The 20,232-nt window shown below is 64.6% G+C and carries 22 protein-coding genes; 12 read left to right on the top strand and 10 right to left on the bottom strand.

Going from position 1 to position 20,232, the window contains the following annotated elements:
* The first annotated feature begins 28 nt into the window (after positions 1-28).
* From ACW5CM_RS00575 to ACW5CM_RS00610, 8 genes are all read left to right on the top strand, one after another.
* Entirely contained in the window at positions 29-1,306 is a 1,278-nt protein-coding gene (locus tag ACW5CM_RS00575; RefSeq protein ID WP_457123797.1) for an ABC transporter substrate-binding protein, read from the top strand.
* Positions 1,303-2,259: a carbohydrate ABC transporter permease gene (locus ACW5CM_RS00580; protein ID WP_457123798.1), complete on the top strand. Its 957-nt coding sequence runs from the start codon at positions 1,303-1,305 to the stop codon at positions 2,257-2,259. Before ACW5CM_RS00575 ends, ACW5CM_RS00580 begins: the two co-directional genes overlap by 4 nt.
* Positions 2,249-3,106, top strand: coding sequence for a carbohydrate ABC transporter permease (locus ACW5CM_RS00585; protein ID WP_457123799.1), 858 nt, complete (start codon positions 2,249-2,251; stop codon positions 3,104-3,106). Before ACW5CM_RS00580 ends, ACW5CM_RS00585 begins: the two co-directional genes overlap by 11 nt.
* The gene (locus ACW5CM_RS00590; RefSeq protein ID WP_457123800.1) at positions 3,103-4,083 is read left to right on the top strand and encodes an ROK family protein; all 981 of its coding nucleotides are present in this window, start codon (positions 3,103-3,105) and stop codon (positions 4,081-4,083) included. The genes ACW5CM_RS00585 and ACW5CM_RS00590 overlap by 4 nt, the downstream gene beginning before the upstream one ends.
* A gap of 5 nt (positions 4,084-4,088) precedes the next feature.
* The gene (gene nagA, locus ACW5CM_RS00595; protein WP_457123801.1) at positions 4,089-5,255 is read left to right on the top strand and encodes an N-acetylglucosamine-6-phosphate deacetylase; all 1,167 of its coding nucleotides are present in this window, start codon (positions 4,089-4,091) and stop codon (positions 5,253-5,255) included.
* A 195-nt stretch (positions 5,256-5,450) separates the two neighbouring features.
* Entirely contained in the window at positions 5,451-5,768 is a 318-nt protein-coding gene (locus ACW5CM_RS00600) for a hypothetical protein (RefSeq protein WP_457123802.1), read from the top strand.
* Between the two features lie 89 nt (positions 5,769-5,857).
* A complete protein-coding gene (locus ACW5CM_RS00605; protein WP_457123803.1) occupies positions 5,858-6,451 on the top strand; it encodes a protein-L-isoaspartate O-methyltransferase family protein in 594 nt (197 codons plus the stop codon).
* Positions 6,452-6,489: 38 nt separating this feature from the next.
* On the top strand, positions 6,490-7,140 hold the full coding sequence (locus tag ACW5CM_RS00610) for a GNAT family N-acetyltransferase (protein WP_457123804.1): 651 nt from the start codon (positions 6,490-6,492) through the stop codon (positions 7,138-7,140).
* Between the two features lie 31 nt (positions 7,141-7,171).
* Here the strand turns inward: ACW5CM_RS00610 and ACW5CM_RS00615 are convergent, their stop codons facing one another.
* The 3 genes from ACW5CM_RS00615 to ACW5CM_RS00625 are packed head-to-tail and all read right to left on the bottom strand — an operon-like array spanning position 7,172 to position 10,104.
* Positions 7,172-7,855 (bottom strand): NADPH-dependent F420 reductase, encoded by a 684-nt coding sequence (locus ACW5CM_RS00615; protein ID WP_457123805.1) that lies wholly within the window; start codon positions 7,853-7,855, stop codon positions 7,172-7,174.
* Positions 7,856-7,869: 14 nt separating this feature from the next.
* Positions 7,870-8,955, bottom strand: coding sequence for an LLM class flavin-dependent oxidoreductase (locus ACW5CM_RS00620; RefSeq protein ID WP_457123806.1), 1,086 nt, complete (start codon positions 8,953-8,955; stop codon positions 7,870-7,872).
* 36 nt (positions 8,956-8,991) lie between these two features.
* Entirely contained in the window at positions 8,992-10,104 is a 1,113-nt protein-coding gene (locus ACW5CM_RS00625; protein ID WP_457123807.1) for an LLM class flavin-dependent oxidoreductase, read from the bottom strand.
* Positions 10,105-10,193: 89 nt separating this feature from the next.
* On the opposite strand from ACW5CM_RS00625, the gene ACW5CM_RS00630 reads away from it, so the two are divergent.
* The gene (locus tag ACW5CM_RS00630; protein WP_457123808.1) at positions 10,194-10,676 is read left to right on the top strand and encodes a MarR family winged helix-turn-helix transcriptional regulator; all 483 of its coding nucleotides are present in this window, start codon (positions 10,194-10,196) and stop codon (positions 10,674-10,676) included.
* A gap of 49 nt (positions 10,677-10,725) precedes the next feature.
* Here ACW5CM_RS00630 and ACW5CM_RS00635 read toward each other — a convergent pair whose 3' ends face one another.
* A complete protein-coding gene (locus ACW5CM_RS00635) occupies positions 10,726-11,478 on the bottom strand; it encodes an SDR family NAD(P)-dependent oxidoreductase (RefSeq protein WP_439255370.1) in 753 nt (250 codons plus the stop codon).
* Between the two features lie 131 nt (positions 11,479-11,609).
* Here ACW5CM_RS00635 and ACW5CM_RS00640 point away from each other — a divergent pair, with 131 nt between their 5' ends.
* Positions 11,610-12,560 (top strand): AraC family transcriptional regulator, encoded by a 951-nt coding sequence (locus ACW5CM_RS00640; RefSeq protein ID WP_439255369.1) that lies wholly within the window; start codon positions 11,610-11,612, stop codon positions 12,558-12,560.
* On the opposite strand, the gene ACW5CM_RS00645 is transcribed toward ACW5CM_RS00640, so the two are convergent.
* From ACW5CM_RS00645 to ACW5CM_RS00665, 5 genes are all read right to left on the bottom strand, one after another.
* Positions 12,541-13,233 (bottom strand): NAD(P)H-dependent oxidoreductase, encoded by a 693-nt coding sequence (locus tag ACW5CM_RS00645; protein ID WP_457123809.1) that lies wholly within the window; start codon positions 13,231-13,233, stop codon positions 12,541-12,543. The genes ACW5CM_RS00640 and ACW5CM_RS00645 overlap by 20 nt on opposite strands.
* 28 nt (positions 13,234-13,261) lie before the next feature.
* On the bottom strand, positions 13,262-13,999 hold the full coding sequence (locus ACW5CM_RS00650) for a GOLPH3/VPS74 family protein (protein ID WP_439255367.1): 738 nt from the start codon (positions 13,997-13,999) through the stop codon (positions 13,262-13,264).
* A gap of 102 nt (positions 14,000-14,101) precedes the next feature.
* Positions 14,102-14,701 (bottom strand): small multidrug efflux protein, encoded by a 600-nt coding sequence (locus ACW5CM_RS00655; protein WP_439255366.1) that lies wholly within the window; start codon positions 14,699-14,701, stop codon positions 14,102-14,104.
* 86 nt (positions 14,702-14,787) lie between these two features.
* The gene (locus ACW5CM_RS00660) at positions 14,788-15,537 is read right to left on the bottom strand and encodes a helix-turn-helix domain-containing protein (protein ID WP_439255365.1); all 750 of its coding nucleotides are present in this window, start codon (positions 15,535-15,537) and stop codon (positions 14,788-14,790) included.
* Between the two features lie 8 nt (positions 15,538-15,545).
* On the bottom strand, positions 15,546-16,448 hold the full coding sequence (locus tag ACW5CM_RS00665; RefSeq protein ID WP_457124105.1) for an alpha/beta fold hydrolase: 903 nt from the start codon (positions 16,446-16,448) through the stop codon (positions 15,546-15,548).
* A 219-nt stretch (positions 16,449-16,667) separates the two neighbouring features.
* On the opposite strand from ACW5CM_RS00665, the gene ACW5CM_RS00670 reads away from it, so the two are divergent.
* Both ACW5CM_RS00670 and ACW5CM_RS00675 read left to right on the top strand, forming a co-directional pair.
* On the top strand, positions 16,668-19,409 hold the full coding sequence (locus ACW5CM_RS00670; RefSeq protein ID WP_457123810.1) for an ATP-binding protein: 2,742 nt from the start codon (positions 16,668-16,670) through the stop codon (positions 19,407-19,409).
* Positions 19,410-19,496: 87 nt separating this feature from the next.
* On the top strand, positions 19,497-19,934 hold the full coding sequence (locus ACW5CM_RS00675; RefSeq protein WP_438253734.1) for a VOC family protein: 438 nt from the start codon (positions 19,497-19,499) through the stop codon (positions 19,932-19,934).
* On the opposite strand, the gene ACW5CM_RS00680 is transcribed toward ACW5CM_RS00675, so the two are convergent.
* Positions 19,935-20,162: an RNA-binding S4 domain-containing protein gene (locus ACW5CM_RS00680; RefSeq protein ID WP_439255362.1), complete on the bottom strand. Its 228-nt coding sequence runs from the start codon at positions 20,160-20,162 to the stop codon at positions 19,935-19,937.
* Positions 20,163-20,232: the final 70 nt, after the last annotated feature.

A 20,232-nucleotide genomic window follows, 5' to 3' on the forward strand; every position in this document is an offset into this window, starting at 1 on the left:
GTTTTCCAACAGAAGAGGAATCACTGCAATGCGAACAAGAAAGAAGATCTTCGGCGCCGCTGCCGCGATCATCACCGTGAGCGCTCTGACGGCCTGTGGGGGTGCTGCTGCACCGGCGCCCTCCGCCGGCGAGGCCGCCGACGGGAGCGTCGATCTTCGGATGACCGTGTGGACGGCCAACGAAGACCACCTGGCGCTGCTCAACGGCATCGCCGACGACTACAAGTCGGCCAACCCCGAGATCGGCAAGATCTCGTTCGATTCCATCCCGTTCGCCGATTATGAGACGACGCTGACGACACAGATCGCAGGCGGCAACGCGCCCGACCTGGCATGGATGGGCGGCATCTCCACCGACATCATGGCGGCCGGGGGTCTCGCGCCCCTGGGCTCGGCGTTCTCGGAGGTCGAGGGCTACAACTACGACGACTTCCTCACGAGCCTCACCGATCCTTACACGAAGGACGGCGAGCTCTACGCGATGCCGTTCTCGAACGGTCCTTACGCGTTGTTCATCAACACGTCGCTGCTCGAAGAGGCGGGACTCGGCGACCTCGACCTTACGACGCTGACGTGGGAGAAGCTCGACGAGGTCGGCACCACCGTCAACAAGGCGACCGGCAAGGCCGGCTTCATCCTTGGTGACTTCGACTACTCGAACTGGGGCAGCCTGCAGCCCCTGTGGTCGAGCTGGGGTGCGAAAACGTGGGAAGGCACACAGTGCACGTTCACGTCGGACGAGATGGTCGACGCGCTCACGTTCTTCCACAACGCGGTCTTCACCAACGGGTCTCACCCGGGCCCGGGCACCACGCTCGACTTCTTCGCCGGTGACGCGGCGTTCGTAATCAACCAGATCTCGCGCGGTGCGCTGCTCGACGGCTCATTCGACTACGAGCTCATGCCGCTGCCTGCCGGCCCCGCCGGTGAAGTGCCAGTAGTCGCACAGGCGACGATGGGCGTGCTTGCCGGAAGTAAGAACGTCGATCAGGCGGTGGATTTCCTCGCGTTCCTAACGAACCCCGACAACTCGGGCAAGCTGTCGCAGTTCTTCCCCCCGGCACGCGGCTCGCTGCTGACGGGTGAGAAGCTTGCGGCGACGAACCCGACGTTCACCGAGGAGCAGCTGCAGCGCGCTGTCGTGGAGCCGATTCCGAACGCCATTGTCCCGCCGGTCGCTCCCGGAATGGCCGAGATCACGGCGACCGTCAAGTCGTCGCTCGACGCGCTGTGGGTTGCTGACGCCGACATCGAGGCAGGGCTTGCGGCGACCTGTGAGGCAATCTCGCCACTGCTGACGAAATGACTTCATCCACATCACTCGTCTCGAGGCGGGGTGCGTCACGCACCTCGCCTCCGGGCGGGCGCTCCCGGCGCTTCTGGACCGGGACACGTAAAGACATGGTCGTCGGCTACGCCTTCGTCGCCCCGGAGGTGCTCGGCGTCGCGATCTTCGTGCTCGCACCGGTGGGCCTGGCGATCTGGTACAGCCTCAATGAATGGAACATCTTCGCGGGGGAGATGACCTTCGTCGGCGGCGCTAACTACGTCGCAATGCTGAACGACCCCAACATCCCCGCTGTACTCGGCGCGACCGGCATCTTCTCGGTCGGACTCGTCGTGCTGAACATGAGCGTCGGTCTCGGTCTCGCAGTACTTCTCAACCAGAAGCTGCGCGGCATCACCGTGTTCCGCACCATCTTCTTTTCGCCCGTCGTGGTCTCCGTCGTCGCGTGGGCACTCATCTCGAGCCTCATGCTGCAAGATAATGGCGTGATCAACGGGGCGCTTTCCACCGTAGGAATCGACGGGCCGAACTGGTTGCAGAGCGGTCCCACCGCGATGATCGGCATCATCGTCTCGCAGGTGCTGCGCAGCGTCGGTATCAACATGGTGCTGTTCCTCGCCGCGCTGCAAGGCGTGCCGCAGGAGCTGTATGAAGCGGCTCGCCTCGACGGTGCCGGTCGCGCGCGAATCTTCTGGCGAATCACGGTGCCGCTGATTTCGCCCACGCTCCTGCTCACCAGCATTCTCACCATCATTGGCGCGCTGCAATCGTTCGCGATGATCGCGGTGCTCACCGAGGGTGGCCCGGGAACGTCGACTACGGTGCTCGTCTATTACGTGTTCCAGCAGGCCTTCTCATTCTCCAAGATCGGATACGGCGCGACGCTCGCGCTGATGCTGCTCATGTTCGTACTCGTTCTGACGCTCGTGCAGTGGCAGATGCGACGGAGGTTCGTCTTCTATGAGAACTGATCGTGACAAGCGCGCGGGTGAGCTCGTACGCAAAATCGCCCTTTACGTCTTGCTGGGTGTCATGGCGATCCCCTTCGCCGTGCCGACCCTATGGATGATCGCGTCGTCGTTCAAGCCGACGAGCGAGATGTTCAGCTCGCCTCCGTCGTTGCTGCCGAAGACGTGGACCCTCGACGGATATGTCGAAGCTTTCGAGTTCCTGCCGTTCGGGCGGGCATACGCCAACAGCGTGTACATCGCGGTGCTCGTCACTCTGATCACCCTGGTGATCTCGAGCCTCGCCGGCTACGCCTTTGCGCGCATCCGCTTTCCCGGATCGAACTTCCTGTTCATGATCACGTTTGTGGCACTGCTCGTGCCGTCGGAGGTGACGATCGTCCCGCTGTTCCAGGCTTTCCGGCAGTTCGGTCTGATCAACACGCATGCGCCGCTGATCCTCATTCCGGCTCTCGGGGCTAGCGCTGTGCTGGGCACGTTCATCATGCGCCAGTTCTTCATCTCGCTTCCGGGAGAGCTCGAAGACGCCGCGCGGGTCGACGGGCTGGGTCGGGTACGCATCTGGTGGTACATCGCTCTGCCGCTGGCGAAGCCGGCCCTGTCGGCGGTCACGATCCTGACGTTCCTGAACTCGTGGAACATGTACCTCGAGCCGATCGTCTTCATCACGTCGCCCGACCTGTTCGTCTTGCCTCAGGCACTCGCCAACTACGTCGACACGTATGGCGGTTCCATGTGGAACACGAAGCTCGCGGCCGCGACCATGACCGTCGTGCCGGTGCTGGTGGTGTTCCTGTTCGCCCAGCGCCAGTTCGTTGAAGGGATCGCACACTCCGGGTTGAAGGGATGACAGCCAGGCAGCGGGTGGTTGACCCTCTCCTGGGTGAGGGTGAGCCCGTCGTCGCGTTCGACGTAGGAGGCACCGACATCAAGGCGGCCCTCTTCGACGAGTGCGGAGCGATGCTCGGCCTCTCCCGCACACCGACCCCGGTGGTGGGCGCGGGTGTGGCCACGGGGAGCGCCGACGCCGTGCTTGATCGGCTGCAGCATCTCGCCGACGAGTTCGCCGTGCGCTTTCCTTCGACAGTTGCTGTCGCGGCGGGACTCGCGGTGCCGGGGAACGTCGACGAGAAGGCGGGCGTCGTCGTGCATGCGCTCAACCTCGGGTGGGACGATGTGCCGGTGCGGGCGTTGGCCCACGGGCGCCTGGGGGTGCCGGTGGCACTCTCGCACGACGTGCGTGCCGCCGGTGATGCCGAGAGGCGGCTGGGGGCAGCAGACGGCGCCGACGTCGTCGTCATGATGATCGGCACGGGAATCGCCGCGACGGTCTACGCAGGTGGTCATCCGCTTCCTGCCAACAGTCGTGCGGGGGAGGTTGGCCATTCGATCGTTGACCCACGCGGACCGTTGTGCGCCTGCGGGTCGCGCGGATGCGTGGAAGCTGTCGCCTCCGCCGGTGCGATCGCACGCCGCTATCAGGAGCGTAGCGGCACCCGCATCGATGGCGCGCGCGAGGTACTGCGGCGGGCTGCGACCGGCGATGAGCTGGCAGCGGCGGTATGGGCCGAAGCGGTCGATGCGCTCGCGCTCAGCATCGTGCAGCTTGTGGCAGTGCTCGCCCCCGAGAAGATCGTGATCGGCGGAGGGTTGGCGCAAGCGGGTGAGGCGCTGTTTCTGCCGTTGCGACGACGGGTCGACGAGCTCCTGAGCTTCCAGCAGCGTCCGCAGCTCGTTCCCGCGCGAATGGGCGGCGACGCGGGACTGCTCGGCGCGGCGCTGCGCGCCCGCGACCTGTGCGCGCGACAGCTCGCGGATACGGACTGAGCGACGTGCGCACTCTCATCCACTCTGCACGTCTGGTGACCGGCGGGACCATCGTGGGCGACTCCTGGGTGCTGTTCACGGGCGAAGTCGTGTCACACGTCGGCACTGGGGATAGCTGGCGGGCCGTGCACGGAACCGGAGACCCCGCGGCCATGACCGTGCGAGATGCCGGGGCGAGTTGGCTCGTGCCGGGGTTCATCGATATTCACTGCCACGGCGCCGGAGGGTTCGCTTTCGCCGAGGGTGCCGACGCGCTCCGTGAGGGGCTTGCCGTGCACCGGCGCCACGGGACGACGCGGTCGTTGTTGTCGCTGGCGACCGCGCCGCTCGCAGACCTCGAGGCGGGTCTCGACCTCATCGCCGCCGCAGCCGAGCGTGATCCGCTCGTGCTGGGCGCGCATCTCGAAGGACCCTTCCTCGACCCCACGTTCCGCGGCGCGCATGACCCGGCCCTCCTGCGCAAGCCGGACCCGCAGACGCTGCGTCGTCTGCTCGACGCGGGGGGCGGCCGCATCCGGCAGGTGACGATCGCCCCAGAACTGCCTGGAGCCGAGCGAGCGATCACCGAGTTGGCCGGTGCGGGCATTGCTGTGGCGGTCGGACACACGTCGGCCGACTACGAGACCGCGCTGCGCGCATTTGACGCGGGCGCAACGATCCTTACTCACGCATTCAACGGGATGCCGGGCATCCACCATCGCGCCCCAGGCCCGGTTGCTGCCGCCACGCGGCATCCGGGCGTGACGTTAGAGGTGATCAACGACGGCATCCACGTGGAGCCCGAGGTGGTACGGCTGGCCTTCTCAGGAGCACCCCGGCGCATCGCGCTCGTCACCGACGCGATGGCAGCGACCGGGGCGGCCGACGGGATCTACGACCTGGGCGCGCAATCGGTAACAGTCGAAGCTGGCATCGCCCGCGTGGTCGGCTCCGGTGCGCTGGCGGGATCAACGCTCACTCTCGACGCCGCGTTGCGACGGGCTGTCGCCGACGTCGGGATCCCCCTTGCAGAGGCCGTCATGGCCGTGACGGAGACGCCCGCGAGGGCGATCGGCCGCGGACACGACCTCGGGAGCCTGTCAGTCGGCTATGCCGCAGACGCAGTGCTGCTCAGTGACGATCTTCGCGTGAATGACGTGTACGCCGGCGGGCGGTTGGTCGGCACGAGGTGAACGGGTGGCGCGAGAACCCGCTTCGTCCCGAGTTGGATTGACGGGGACGGGGTCTGTTCGCCGCTGCGCTCTACTCGCCGGCAGCAGACGGATCCGCGATAGTGGACAGGTCCGGCCGCTGGTGGGAGCGACCGAAATGCAGGGGGTGGCTGGAAGGGCACACCCCGCGCAAGCGTCCTTGATAGCTTCGAGAGCATGGTCTTGTTCGGCGGAGTCGCGGCAATAGTCGGAGTCGTGCTGTTCCACGTGGCGCTCGGGATGACCCTGCGAGCGAACCCGGTCACCAAAATCCTGTTCCACCGGAACGCCGCGGCCATCCCGAGCGGTTCAGTCGCGCTGCGCGCCCTGGGCGCGGGTCTCATCGTTCTCGGAGCTGTTCTGCTCGGCACGATCGCCTGGTACTGGTCTTTCATTGTTGTCCTGACCGGCCCGGTCGCGGCGTTGATAGTCATCACCCTCCACAACCGGAAAGTCACGAACCGGTCGGCCGGACACAACGCGAGCGCTCAGTAAGACCCTCGCCGGGCGACGCGGAAGCCGCTGCCGAAGCCTGTGTCAGGGAGTTGTTCACGAACGCAGTCGTCCGGCGTAGAATCCGCCGCATGCCCAACATCATGGTCAGTGACGAGACACGCGAGCGCGTGCGCGCCGCGATGATCGCTATCCCGCGCGCGGACTTTCTGCCGGATGCCGTTCGGCACCTTGCCGACTCCGATCGTCCGGTTCATATCGGGTGGGATGCCACGAACTCGCAGCCATCGACGGTCGCGCGGATGCTGGATCTGTTGGCCGCGCAACCAGGCGATCGCGTGCTCGATGTCGGCAGCGGCTCCGGCTGGACGACCGCGATCCTCGCCCGCATCGTCGGCCCAAGCGGCACCGTCATCGGAGTCGAACGGATTCCCGAGCTGGTGCAGTTCGGACGGGAACGACTCGAGGCGACCGGTGTTGATGCCAGCATCGAAGCTGCGACCGTCGGAGTCCTCGGTCTTCCGGCATCCGCTCCGTTCGATCGCATCCTCGTCTCCGCCGATTTCGAGCGGATGCCCGATGACCTCGTCTCGCAACTGGCAGAGCAGGGGCGCATGGTCGCCCCGATCGGCGGCCTGATGACCGTGGTCGACAGGCTCGACGGTCGCGTACGCAGCCGCACGGATGCCGGACTCTACAGCTTCGTCCCGTTGCGCGACGACTGAGATTTCAGCCGCGGGTCCCGGGCGAGTAGTGTTCCCGCATGGAACTGGAAGACATCTGGCCGCTGTTCGGACTGGAGATCACGACCCCGCGGTTGATGTTGCGGCCGGTCAGGGACGCCGATCTGCCCGGACTCGCGCAGGCCGCGCTCGACGGTGTTCATGAACCCGAGCGCACGCCGTTCAGTGTCCCGTGGACCGACGCCGGTCCCCGCGATCTTCCGCGAAACCTTGCCGCGTTTCAGTGGAGCCTGCGCAACCGCGTCGCTCCGCACCACTGGACCGTCGCATTCGCCGTCCATTTCGAGGGCCGCGTGGTGGGGTCGCAGGACCTCTCCGCGTATGACTTCGCCAGTCGACGCACGGTGGGCACGGGATCCTGGCTCACCCAGTCGGTGCACGGCCGCGGGCTGGGAACTGAGATGCGCGCAGCGCTGCTGATGTTCGCGTTCGATGTGCTCGAGGCCGAGTGGGCTGAATCGGGCGCCGCGAGCTGGAACGAAGCATCCCTCACCGTCTCGAAGAAGCTCGGCTACGAGCTGAACGGAGTCACCCGGGTCTCGCCGCGCACCGGAGAACCCGTCGACGAGCAACGGGTGCGTCTCGAGAAGTCATCATTCGTCAGGCCCGAATGGTCCATCACGGTGCGCGGAGCCGAGCCCGCCCTCGCCCAGTTGGGGGTGCATGGGTAGCGGGGTGCCGGGCACGGGACGAGCTGCCGGTTCAGAGCGCGGTGCGAGTGGGAGAGCGCTCGGCGGCGGCGAGGTCGATGAGTTCGCGAAGATCATCGATCGGGAGGTTGGCGCCGAACGTGGGGTTTCCCGGCTGTAGGAGGACACCTGTGGCAAGCGGCCCGGTGATGATCGGGTCGAACCCCAACACGTCGATGAACTCTCCGACGCGCATGAGGTCGATGTCCCGGTCCCCGGCTATCGCAATGGCCTTTCGGTCTGCGGAGTCGGCAGGCCGGGCCTCTTCCTCAAGGTCGTGATACCCGATGTGGTTCAGCGCCTTCACGACGCGTGAGCCGGAAAGAAACTCTTGGACAATCTCGCTCGTCGACGTGCGCGGGTCATTGAGGTCGTCTCTGATGCCATCCGTCTCCCACCAGTAGTTCATGGCGTCGATCAGGAGTTTGCCTTCGAGCTCAGCCACCGGAAGGCGTCGGTACTTGCCGAGAGGGAGCGCGAGCACGACGATGTCGGACTCTCGAGCAGCCTCTTCTGGGCGGACGGCAGTCGCCCCGGGCGTGAGTACTTCGATCGTGAGCGCGATCCGCTCTGGGTCTCCAGAGCCGGCGATGAGCACGCGGTAACCTGCGCTGACGGCAAGGCGGGCAAGTGTCGTGCCGACCTTGCCAGCTCCGAGGATGCCGATGGTCGTGCCGCCGCGGGAGTTGGTGTCCATATCGCTCGTCTCATTCATCGCCGAAAGGCCTCTCCGGTCGTGGACGATCGTGCGGGCGTCTCAGCAAGCAGCTCACGCACCATCGGGATCACCTTGCTGCCGTACAGCTCGACGGTACGAAGACGTGCGCTCGCGGACATCGCGCCGCCGGCTGAATAGATGAGGTCGAACCGACCGGCATCCAGGGTGCGGATGGCGCTCGCCATCTTTCGAGCGACAGTCTCCGGCGAGCCGATGTACAGCGACCCGTGCTCAACGTCGGCCTCGAAGTCGGAGCGAGTCAGGGGCGGCCAGCCGCGCAACGCACCGATCCGGTCTCGGACCACCTTGTACCCGGGGTAGAAGATCTCCTTCGCCTCTTCGTCTGTCTCGGCGATGAAGCCGGGGGAGTGCATACCCACCGGGTAGGCAGTGGTGCCCAGCTGCTCGGTCGCCCGCCGATACAGGTCGACATACGGGGAGAAGCGGGCGGGTGCGCCGCCGATGATGGCGAGCATGAGCCGGAACCCGTAGTGCGCTGTGCGGAGCACGGACTGCGGTGAGCCACCGACGCCCACCCACGTGCGCAGCCGGCCCGAATCCGTCTTCGGGAAGACATCCGCCTCGTGCAGCGCGGCGCGTGTCGTCCCTTCCCAGGTGACGGGCTTCTCGTCGCGTAGGGCGTGGAAGAGGTCGATCTTCTCTTCGAAGAGCAGCTCGTAGTCGGAGAGGTCATAACCGAAAAGCGGGAAGGACTCCGTGAAGGATCCTCGCCCAAGGATGATCTCCGCGCGCCCGTTCGACAGAGCGTCAACGGTCGCGAAGCGCTGGAAAACTCGCACCGGGTCGTCGGAAGACAGTACAGTGACGCCGGATCCGAGCCGGATGCGCTCGGTCGCCGTGGCGATCCCCGCCAGCACAGTCTCCGGAGAGGAGATCGCAAATTCGGGGCGATGGTGCTCTCCGATCGCAACCGCGTCGATGCCCACGTCATCGGCGAGTATCGCTTCCGCCACGGTGGCGCGAATCGCTGCACCATATGAGACGACATTGCCCTGGTCATCGCGGGGCAGGTCTCCGAACGTATCGATGCCGAACTCGAGCTGGGTGAAGTCGCTCATGATCTCTTTCTTCTCGTGATCTCAGGTCTCGTGATTTCAGGCATGGACGGCTTTGTCGCCCTTGACGATCTCTTCAGGCGCCCGCCCGGTGAGGTGCCATTCGCTGGGATTCTCGTCGAGCAACTCGCGCACTCGAGGCGCGACGCGCTCGCCGAAGAGGCGGATGCTGTGCTCACGAGCACCCTTCGGCAGATGCAGCAGGTCGTACTTCAGATCGAAGCGGGACAGATGATTGGAGCGGACGTTGCTTGCGATCTTCTGCGCCACCGTCTCTGGTGATCCGACGAACAGCGCCCCGGTGTCGACCTCAATCTCGTACCGCTCGGCGGTGGGCGGGTAGAACCCGCGCTCCTTGCTCAGTGCGGTGACAACGGGCTGCCAGTGCTTCCAGTGCATGTTCTTCGCTTCCTCATCGGTGTCGGCGATGAAGCCGAGGGAGTGCTGACCGATCGGCAGTTCCGCTCGTCCGAACTGCGAGAGAGCGCGCAGATACAGCTCGGCGTGCCCGGCGAAGCGGTCGGGGCGTCCGCCGATGATGGCCATCATCAGTGGCAGGCCGTGCCGTGCCGCGCGGACGACGGAATCGGGGCTCCCGCCGATTCCCATCCACGCGGGGATCCCTCCCTGCGGCATCCGTGGATGCAGGCGCACGTTCTCAAGTGGCGCGCGGTAATGCCCGGTCCAGGTGACACGATCCTCCTGCATCAGACGCAGGAACAGGTCGAGCTTCTCCTCGAAGATCTGCTCGTACTCGGCGATGTCGTATCCGAACAGGGGAAACGACTCGATAGCCGATGCGCGTCCGAGCACCAGTTGTGCCCGCCCGCTGGAAAGCCCATCGACGGTCGCGAACTGCTGATAAAGCCGTACCGGGTCCTGTGTCGAAAGGACGGTTACCGATGTTCCCAGCTGGATGGTCGATGTGGCCTGTGCGGCGGCGGCGAGGATCACGGGAGTGGCCGCGTCGACCATGCCCTCGCGGTAGTGTTCGCCGACGCTAAACACATCGAGCCCGACGGACTCCGCCAGCTGCGCCTCATCTACGAGTAGCCGGAGCGTTTCAGCATCCGACATCACATGCCCGTCGTCGGTGGCGATGTCGCCGAAGGAGTTCAGTCCGAACTCGATGTCACGGATCTGAATTGCCATGATCAGCGCCCTTCTCGTCACCGGACCATCCGAGTTGACATGTCAATGCTGCAACATGGGTATTGACGTATCTATTCCAGGGAGACGAGATGGCCGAGAATCACCGGACGATGCCCACGCGAGAGCAACTGCGCATCTGGCGGGACTACATCGAGACGGCCAACATGCTGCGCGCGCGCCTGGACAGTCGTTTGCAGAGCGAGTCGTCGCTGTCGGCGGGGGACTATCAGGTGCTGCTCGCTCTGACAGAGGCGCCGCGGCGCACTCTGCGGTCTTCGGAGCTGGCGGCGCTGATCGGATGGGAGCGCAGTCGACTTTCGCATCACTTGGGACGGATGGAGAAGCGCCGGCTGATTGGGCGAGTGCCCTGTGTTGACGATGTGCACGGAGTGGATGTCACCGCGACGGAATCTGGTCGAGCGGCCTTTCGGACCGGATCCGTTCCGCACCTGCGAGCGGTGCGCGAGCTCTTCGTCGAGGCTCTCACCCCGCAGCAGCTCGCTCATCTCGATGACATCTCCGCCGCGCTTCGGCGGCATCTGGGCGTGGATGGCCCTGTCTCGAAGGAGTGATGGTGGCGGCGTTACGGCACCAGGTGAGCACTCAGCCGCCACGCATCTGTTAGGTCTGATTCTCTCCACCGTCGACGTAGAGGTTCGCGCCTACGACGTAGCTGCTCTGTTCCGAGGCCAGGAAGGCCACGACGGCGGCCGCTTCCTCAGGCCGGCCCATGCGGCCCTTGGCCACGGTCGCGGCGACATTCTCCATAACGGCTCGGGCGGTCTCTTCGTCCCCGAAAGCGGCGGTCCCGCCGGGAGTCTCGATCCAGGCTGGCGAGATCACATTGACACGGATGCCGCGGTCCTTCAGCTCGGTGGACCACGTTCGCGCGAACGACCGAACGGCTGCTTTTGACGCGGCGTATGCGCCGAATGCGTCCATGCCTCGGTCAGCCGCGGTTGAACCGGTCAGGATCACTGATGCCCCATCGTTGAGCAATGGCAGTGCCTTCTGCACGGTGAAAAGCGTGCCGCGGGTGTTGATCGCGAAGGTCTGATCGAAATGTTCCTCTGTGGTCTGTTGCAGGGTCGCGAACGCTCCGATCGCCGCGTTCGCAACGAGCACGTCCAGGCCTTTCCCCCGTGTCCGGACCGTCTCGTATAGGCGATCCAAATCTGCCATCACGGCGATGTCGCCGACGACCGCAGTGGCTCGATCTCGTCCTATGGTCTCGACGGCCGCTTCCAGCTCGGCCTTGCGCCGACCGGTGATGAATACGTGCGCGCCTTCGTCCGCCAGCCGAACACCGGTGGCCAGGCCGATCCCTGTGCTGCCGCCTGTGACGATTGCAGTCTTGCCCTCAAGTTGTCCCATGTGCGTCTCCAACACTGTGTGTCTCCGTCACTCTCGGTCGATGTGATCAGCACCCATACTGCAGGGGAAATAGGTACTATTGATCAATAGAAGTCCACCATTCTTTACAGATCGTCCATAGGGGGTGCTCGATGCTCGGATTTCAGGACCCTATGGCCGACGCGATCGGCCTGCTCCGGCCCCGCACGGTGGTGGGACCCAATCTTCGCGCCGCGGGGGATTGGGCGTTACGGTTCGACACGTTCCTGCACGTGCGCATTGGCGGTCTTGTGCGAGGAACGTGCTGGTTAATCCTTGATGGGCACGAACCCGTGCTCCTGAAGGAGGGGGATACTTTTCTGCTGGGCAACCCGCCGTCCTACGTGCTGGCCAGCACGCTCGACGCGACCCCGCGTCCCGCGGAGCCGGTGTGGGCTGATGCCGAAGACGGGTTTGTGCGGATTGGCCAGGAGGTCGAAGAAGACCTCTACCTCTGCGTCGGACACATCGGATTCGACGACAGCAACGCTGCGCTCCTCACCGATCTCTTGCCACCGCTCGTGATCGTGCGTGCCGCTGACCCTCAGGGTAAACGGCTCGCACAGCTGATCGATCTTCTTGCCACTGAAGTCACGATCGCCGCAGTCGGCGGCGCACTCGTGCAGAATCACCTTGCTCAGATCCTGCTTGTGCACATGCTGCGCGTTCATGCCGGTCAGACAGACCGCCCCACAGGGTGGCTGGGTGCTCTGAACGAGGACGGCATCGGTAGCGCGCTGCGCGCGATGCACTCGGACGTGGCGCACTCCTGGAATCTCACAGAGCTCGCCGGAATCAGCCATATGTCGCGCTCCGCATTTGCCCAAGCCTTCAGAAGCAGCGTGGGGGTGCCGCCGTTGGAATACCTCATCCAATGGCGTATGAGTCTCGCCCGTGATGCTCTCGCTCGCGACACCCTGTCGATCGCTGAGCTCTCACGTGAGACCGGGTACCGGTCTGAGAGCGCGTTCAGCACCGCATTTCACCGCGTGATCGGCGTCTCTCCCGCGCAGTATCGGACCCAGGCGCGCCAGTTGACGAGACCTACCGCGGCCGGAAATTGACAGTAGCGCCCTGTGTGCGCCGACGCTCGAGGTGTTCCTCTTTCGCATGACGGGTTGTCCTGTCAGAAGCAGCGAATGAGCGTCCGATCTCGTGAGCCTGTACGAGTGCCGCTTCTCGATTCGGCGCGTTGTGGTCGCCTTCTACATCGTAAATTAGATGGCTTTCGACATCGTTGATTCCGCAGTAGGCGAAGATGCCGACGTCCAACTGTGTGCGCATCGCGTCGTCGTAACCGTACTTTTCGTACGTGGTCTGTTTCGAGCCGCCGACACCGATGAGCACTGTGGGTGTCGATGGAAGGAGCCCGTGAAGCGGCGCTCTGCCTCGGTCCTCGACTCCCCTACCGTATTGGTATGCCCAACCCGCCGTGAACACCCGCTCTATCCACCCCTTCATGAGGGCGGGCATCGACCACCAGTACACGGGGAAGACGAACGCGAGTCGGTCAGCCTCCTCGACCCGTCGATGCATTTCTTCGATCCCGGGCGGGACTGGACCACCCCAAAAATGGGCGTGATCCTCCGCGGTGAACCTCGGATCGAACTGCTCTCGGTGCAGGTCCAGCACGTCGATCGTATGGCCCGCCCGCATGAACGGATCATGGAAGGAATCCATCACAGCCGCGGGGTACCTGTCGCGGAAGGGGTGGGAAAAGATAGTCAGCAGATGCATGACGAGGTCCATTCAGAGCGATAAGCGGTCATCCGCGAGGTAACACGGCTGCGGCGACGACGACACTGTTCACGATCGTCGCTGTGACGGTACGCGTCACAGCGTTCGTCACAGCATCCGCGCCCCAGTTTCCTGCCGTGAGCTCCGCGGCGCGCGTGATCATCGGAGATGTCCACGGGATATCGCGGTCGAACTGGGGCAGGGTTCCGCTCCCGTAGAGCAGCGCCGCGAGCGCCGCGACGCGGGGTGTCGCCGGTGCTCCGTCGACGAGCACGGCTCGGACATCGGCGAGCAATTTGTCACGGCGGTGTCCGTTGCCATCCTTGAGCGCGGAGCTGTTGAATAGGCCCAATGTCTTGCGGGCCACTCGCTGAATGTCTCCGCGTTCGACGAGTCGGTCCAGCAGCGGCTCCCGCAGAGTGGGGCCTACCGCAGCGAGCACGGTTTGCACACCTCGCGGCTTCTCTGCGACATACTCCCAACTGGCACGAAGTAGGTGGTCAGCCGGCGGGCTCTCGGCGATGGCCTCCACAATCGTCCCCCCGGTTCGTCCGCTGCCGGTCCGAACGTGCTCACCGAGGGCGAGGTCGGTGAGCACGGCGCCCGCGAGCACGTAGTACAGCGTGCCCTCACCGGCGATTGCCCCGATCCCGGGTTGAAACAGGAGAAGCAACAGGTCTTCTGCCAGCGTCGGATTCCCAGACAGCGCTGATTCATCTGTACTTTTCGAGGAGGCCGGTTGTGGGCCTCTAGGCACGTCAATCATCGAGTCGGTTCCCTTCAGGTCGATGGATCTGGTCGGTGGTAGGGCTATGTCGCCCGGTCGAAGTTGGTACATCGTGTAGTTCCATTCCATGCGCACCCCGGCTCACACCAGGAAGACGACCGTGAGAGCGAGCCAGGCCGAGACGCTGGAGATCGTCGTCCAGAGAACGATGGCCGCAGCCTGCCAAAGCAGGACCCACGCTCGGGGTGATCCGCTCGCAACAAGGATCGCGGACGTGACCTGGGTGGGGAGCGCCAGCGGGCCGAGGAGGCTCGCACCGGGAACTCCGAAGCGAACGAACCAGTTGTTGAGGCGTTCGCGGCCCTTTGCGCGGCCCTTTGACTCGGGTTTGGTAGATGTCGCTGCCGCCAGTTGCTGCGCTGTTGCGGGCTGGCTGCTGCCGAATGCCGTGGATTCCATGGCCCCCGCGGCCGCGTTGACCCGTTCCCTGCGGTTGACGATGGCGCTGCGTGCCCGCGACGTGAGAAGCACCGTGAGGAGGACTGTGGCGAAGTTTCCCGCGGCGCCGGCGAGTCCCGCGACGACCGGGTTGAGTCCGCCGACAATGCCAATCACGGCAGCGATATCCCCTTCGATGGCGGGGATCGCGCCGGCAAGCATGATCACTAGTGGCTGAATAATCTCGGGCACCTGGGCCACGAGATTTTGGAGGTTACTGATGAGATCCTGGAAGAAGTTCATGATCTGGATTTCCTTTCTTGTCGTGTCGATAAACCCGAGCGGTTCTCGAGTTGACCCTTATTAGAAACCGTGTTCTCAGAACAAGGTCAAGTCGCTCCGGGGTGCATGTGCTGGCCGGCGTCGCGGGCGAGGATGCCTGCGCGAGCGAGGACATCAATCTGGGCAGGGTTGTAGAGCTCCGCAATCGCCTCGATGAATGTCTGCTGCGTCACGCGCTCGCTTTTCGACAGATGCCCCGCCGGGTCTGAAAGCCATGGATAATCGATCAGGTTCCGTGCGAGCGCAGGTGCAAGCCGTTCGGCGAGCCGCTGCCGGATCGCTTCATCCGCATCCGCGGGAAGTCGTTTGATCTCGTCCCCGAGAGCATCGGTATCAGCATCCACCTCCACCATGCGCCGCAGATCTGCGAGCGCGTCCTCGTCGTAGAGCTGGGTGTAGATGTGGACGATCGAGCTGTCCGAATCAGACAGGTGCGCTGCCACCGACGCGAACCCCGAGGGCGCATCGGCCGGTGCGTCATCGCGCAAGATCTCAGCGATATCAGCCCGCACCTGTTGCAGACGCGCGATGCGTGCCGCCAGTTCCGCGTCCACCGCGCGCAACGCATCCGGCATGCCCTCATCGCTCGCGCCGACGGGCCCCACCTTCGCAAGCGGTACTCCCAGCTCGACCAGTCGTCGGATTCGGAGTACGCGCACGAGGTGGTGCACCCCGTATTGCTTGTATCCGTTGTGCCTGCGTTCAGGCTCGTCGAGCAGGCCGAGCCGATGGTAATGCCGAATAGTGTTCATCGTCGTGCCCGCCATGTCAGCAAGCTCGCGAGTGCTCCAGGCCATGACGTCTCCTAGACCCTTCCGGGTACTCTCAGCAGAGTCTTGTCGGAGACGTCTCTGTGCGCTTCACGGGTCGAGTCGAGGAATGCGAGCAAAGCCACGTTGACCTCTTCAGCGTGTGTCCACAGCAACCCATGCGGGGCACCGTCAACTTCGACATACTGTGCGTCGGGCAGCGCCTGGCGGAAGCGGTGGGCAGTGGCGTCGATAGGGAGGATCCTGTCGGCGGTGCCGTGCAGAATCAGGCTCGGCTTGCCACTGGCGCGGACTGCGGCAACATCGGTGCGGAAGTCCTCGATCCACGAGGGGACGACGGCGTAGGCTGCGACGGGAGAGCTGGAGATGGCGACATTCCAGCTCGCGGTAACCGCCTCCATGCTGATGCGACTGCCCAGATTCTCGTCGAGGTTGTAGAAGTCGGCGAAGAACTGCGAGTACCAGGCGAAGCGATCGCTTCTCGCGGCTGCTTCGATTTCGTTGAAAACCATCCGCGGCACGCCCCCGGGGTTATCGTCGCGCGCGACCAGGAAGGGCTCCAGCGAAGCGAGGAACGCAAGCTTCGCGACCCGTTCGTGTCCGTGTCTGGAGACGTAGCGGGCGAGTTCGCCCGTGCCCATCGAGAATCCGACGAGCACGGCCTCGTGGAGGTCGAGGCTTTCCAGCACGTTGTGCAGATCGTCCGCGAACGTGTTGTAGTCGTAGCCGAATCCGACCTTTGAGGACCGGCCGAAACCTCGACGATCATAGGTGATGACGCGGTACCCCGCGGCGAGCAGTACGCGCGTCTGACGCTCCCAGCTGTGTCCGTCTAACGGATACCCATGGATCAGGACTACGGGCTGACCTACCCCCTGATCCTCGTAATAGAGCTCGATCGGCGTGCTGTTCTCAGTGCCAACGGTGATGATTCCCATGTTCTCGTCCGTTCTGTGGTTCATTTCGGATGGATGACGTGCGGCAATTCAGTCGCGCCAGTTCGTCGTAATGTCAGGCTCGCACCGCAGGTGCGGCGTTCGCGTCGGTAGAACCTCCGCTTCCTCAGTCGGCGCGCGGCCGGCTACAGCTGGCTTGCACTGTTCGCATCGGTGATAGTTGCGTAATATGAGCGCCAACGTGCTCTGAGAGGAGCTGCCTTGGTCGACCTGTTGGGCCGACGCGCCGAGCGCGAAGCAGTCGAAGGGCTCCTCTCCGACGCGCGAGCGGGGCGAAGCGGCGTGCTTGTGGTGCGCGGGGAGGCCGGGATCGGGAAGACTGCGTTGCTCGAATTTGGCCGTGATACGGCGGCTTCATTGGGGTTTCGCGTGGAGTCTCCGATCGGCGTGGAAGTTGAGTCGCAGTTCGCGTTCGCCGGCCTCCACCAACTGTGTGGGCCGTTACTGGATCGCGTCGATGCGCTACCCGAACCTCAACGGGCTGCCCTCGGTGTGGCATTTGGGCAACGGGACGGCACCGCACCAGACCGATTCCTGGTCGGGTTGGCCACACTCAACCTCCTCGCTGAGGTTGCAGAGGAAGGTCCGCTGGTTTGTCTCGTTGACGATGCGCAGTGGCTCGATCAAGCGTCCGCGCAGGTACTAGCGTTTGTGGCGCGGCGGTTGGCGGCTGAGCGTCTGGCGTTGGTGTTCGCGTTGCGTGACCAGTCGGGCGGTGAGTCACTCGCTTTCGCTGGTCTGCCCGAACTGCAGCTGCGCGGACTCGGCGAGACTGATGCGCGAACGCTGTTTGCCGGCGTCATCCACACACCCGTGGATGGTCGGGTGCGCGACCGGATCGTGGCCGAGGCGCATGGCAACCCTCTGGCGCTGCTGGAGTTTCCTCTGAGCGCACCGTTAGCACAACGCGCCGGCGGCTTTGAACTGCCTGACGTGGCGAGCGTTCCCCGTCGCATCGAGGACAGCTTCCAGCGCCGCTCAGGTGGCCTGCCGCCTGAGACACAGATGCTGCTGCTGGTTGCCGCGGCCGACCCAACCGGCAGCACGGCACTTCTGCGGCGTGCTGCTGCGCACTTGGGGATCGACCCGCAGTCAGCGGCAGCTGCCGAAACCGCCGGATTGCTGGAGATTGACACGCGTGTGCGGTTCCGGCATCCGCTCGTGCGCTCCGCGGTCTACCAAGCCGCGACGCCCCCGGACCGCCGACAGGCGCACTCCGCGCTCGCTGCCGTCACCGAGCCGGGGACAGACCCAGACAGGCGTGCCTGGCATCGCGCACAGGCGGTACTGGGAACCGACGAGGATGTCGCCACGGAGTTGGAGCGTTCTGCCGACCGTGCGCGTGCACGTGGAGGTCTGGCCGCCGCCGCTGCGTTTCTTCAGCAAGCAGCCGAGCTGTCTCCGGAGCCGATCCACCGTGCCAGACGTGCACTGGAAGCAGCGCACGCCAAGCATCAGGCCGGTGCCTCTGAGGCCGCGCTGACATTGCTCGCGCTAGCGATGACCGGCCCACTGGATGCCCTGCAGCGCGCACGTCTTGAGCGGCTGCGTGCCCAGGTCGCGTTTCACCTCACGCGTGGGCGGGACGTGCCGCAGATGCTGCTGGACGCTGCTCAGAAACTCGCGCCGCTGGACGCTGCTCTGTCTCGCGAGACGTATCTTCACGCGCTCGACGCGGCGATTATTAACGGCGGCCGTGTTGCGGCAAGCATTGCCGAGGCGGCTCTCGTAGCTCCCGAACCAGGGATCCCCATGCGACCCGTGGATCTGCTTCTGGACGGGATCGCAGTGGCAGTGAGGCGGGGGTTCGCCGAAGGCGTCCCCAAGCTTCGGCCCGCGCTGGAGGCGTTCCGCGACGCCACGGCCGAAGATAGTGTGCCGGACGATCACAGCCGCTCATGGCTCTGGCTGGCGGGTCGAGTCGCCGTCGGAATCCTCGAGGATGATCTCGCCCATTTATTGGCTGCCCGCAACGTCGACTTGGCGCGTTCTGCCGGTGACCTGACCGCGCTCCCCGCCGCCTTGAGCTTCCAGGCCAACGTCCTGGTCATCAGCGGTCAACTCTCTCACGCCAGCGGACTGGCCGCAGAAGCGACCGCGATCAGTGAATCGACCGGTGGTGTGCCGCTACGTCACGCACACGTTATCTTGGCCGCCTGGCGTGGCGATCGCGCTGCGGCGACCGAGTTGAACGAGCTGACGTCCCATGATGTCAGCTACCCCAAAGACGGGGTCGAGGTCGCCTTGGCAAAGTACGCGATGGCGGTGCTCCACAACGGGCTCGGTGAGTATTCGCTCGCGCAGGAGGCTGCCGCATGGGCGTGCGATTCAGGCGAGCTGTCGCTAAGTACCACGGCCCTTCCTGAGCTGATCGAGGCATCCGTTCGCTCAGGTGACCCCGATCGCGCGGCGCTTGCTCTCGAGCAGTTGAGTTTGCGCGCGCGTGCTTGCGGGACGTCGTGGGCCCTCGGTCTCGAGGCACGTTCACGGGCGTTGACTATCAGCGGGCCCGCCGCTGAGGAACACTATCTCGAGGCGATTGCGCGCCTCGAGGAGTCACGGCTGGCCGCGGAAGCCGCGCGTGCCCACCTCGTCTACGGAGAATGGCTACGCCGTGCAGGGCGACGTCAGGACGCCCGGAAGCAGTTGCGCACCGCTCATGACCTGCTGTCGAGCATGGGCGCAGAGGCATTTGCCGCGCGTGCGGAGCGCGAGCTGAACGCCACCGGGGAGTTTCCGCGCAAGCGGACCGCCCAACCTGCCGACGAGCTCACATCTCACGAGCTGCACGTGGCGAGGCTGGTCGCCACGGGCGCGACATCTCGGGAAGTTGGGACGCAGCTGTTCCTGAGCCCGCGCACGATCGAAGCCCACCTGCGCAACATCTTCCGAAAGCTCGGTATTACGTCCCGCCGGCAACTCCGAGAACTGTCACTTCTCTGACTCGACCGTAGGTATCCTCGCAGCCGTGCCCATCGGAATCGTCGCATCCTCTGGTGACGTTGGACGGTCCTCGGTAGCGTTGGCCGCATGTCCATCAGGTTCGAGAACGTCGGGATCGCTGTGCGCGACCTTGAAGCGACGATCGCGTTCTTCACAGACCTCGGACTCACCGTGGTCGGACGCGACACCGTCAGTGGCGAATGGGCCGATACGGCCGTCGGGCTCGACGGCAATCACGCGAAGATCGCGATGCTCGAGACGCCAGACGGCCACGGCCGCATTGAGCTCTTTGAGTACATCCACCCCGAAGCGATCGAGACCGAACCCACTCTTCCCAACGAGATCGGCATGCATCGCGTCGCCTTCTCCGTCGACGACATTGACGAAGCGCTCCAGGTCGCGGCCCGACACGGATGCTTCCCGCTTCGAGGTGTCGCGAACTATCAGGACGTCTACAAGCTCACTTATCTCCGCGGTCCGAGCGGGATTCTCGTGATGCTCGCCGAGGATCTGACGAAGGGCTGATCAGGGCCTCACGCGAACCGTGCGCCCCTCGAACGACACCAGATCGCCGTCGTGCAGCTGGCGTCCGCGCCGCCGCTCCTCTTCGCCATTGACGCTGACGTACCCGTCGATGATGACCTCTTTGGCGTCGCCGCCGGAGTCGAGAAGTCCCGAGAACTTCAGGAACTGGCCGAGGCGGATCATTTCGCCGCCGATGGAGATATCGGCGATCGGGTCGGTGCTGGTCACTCCTGAATGTTATATGGCGATACGTGCCATCCGTTTTGCAACGTGGCATTTTCGGGCATACTGTGAGTCT

It is taken from the genome of Microbacterium wangyouchuni, from assembly GCF_054072595.1.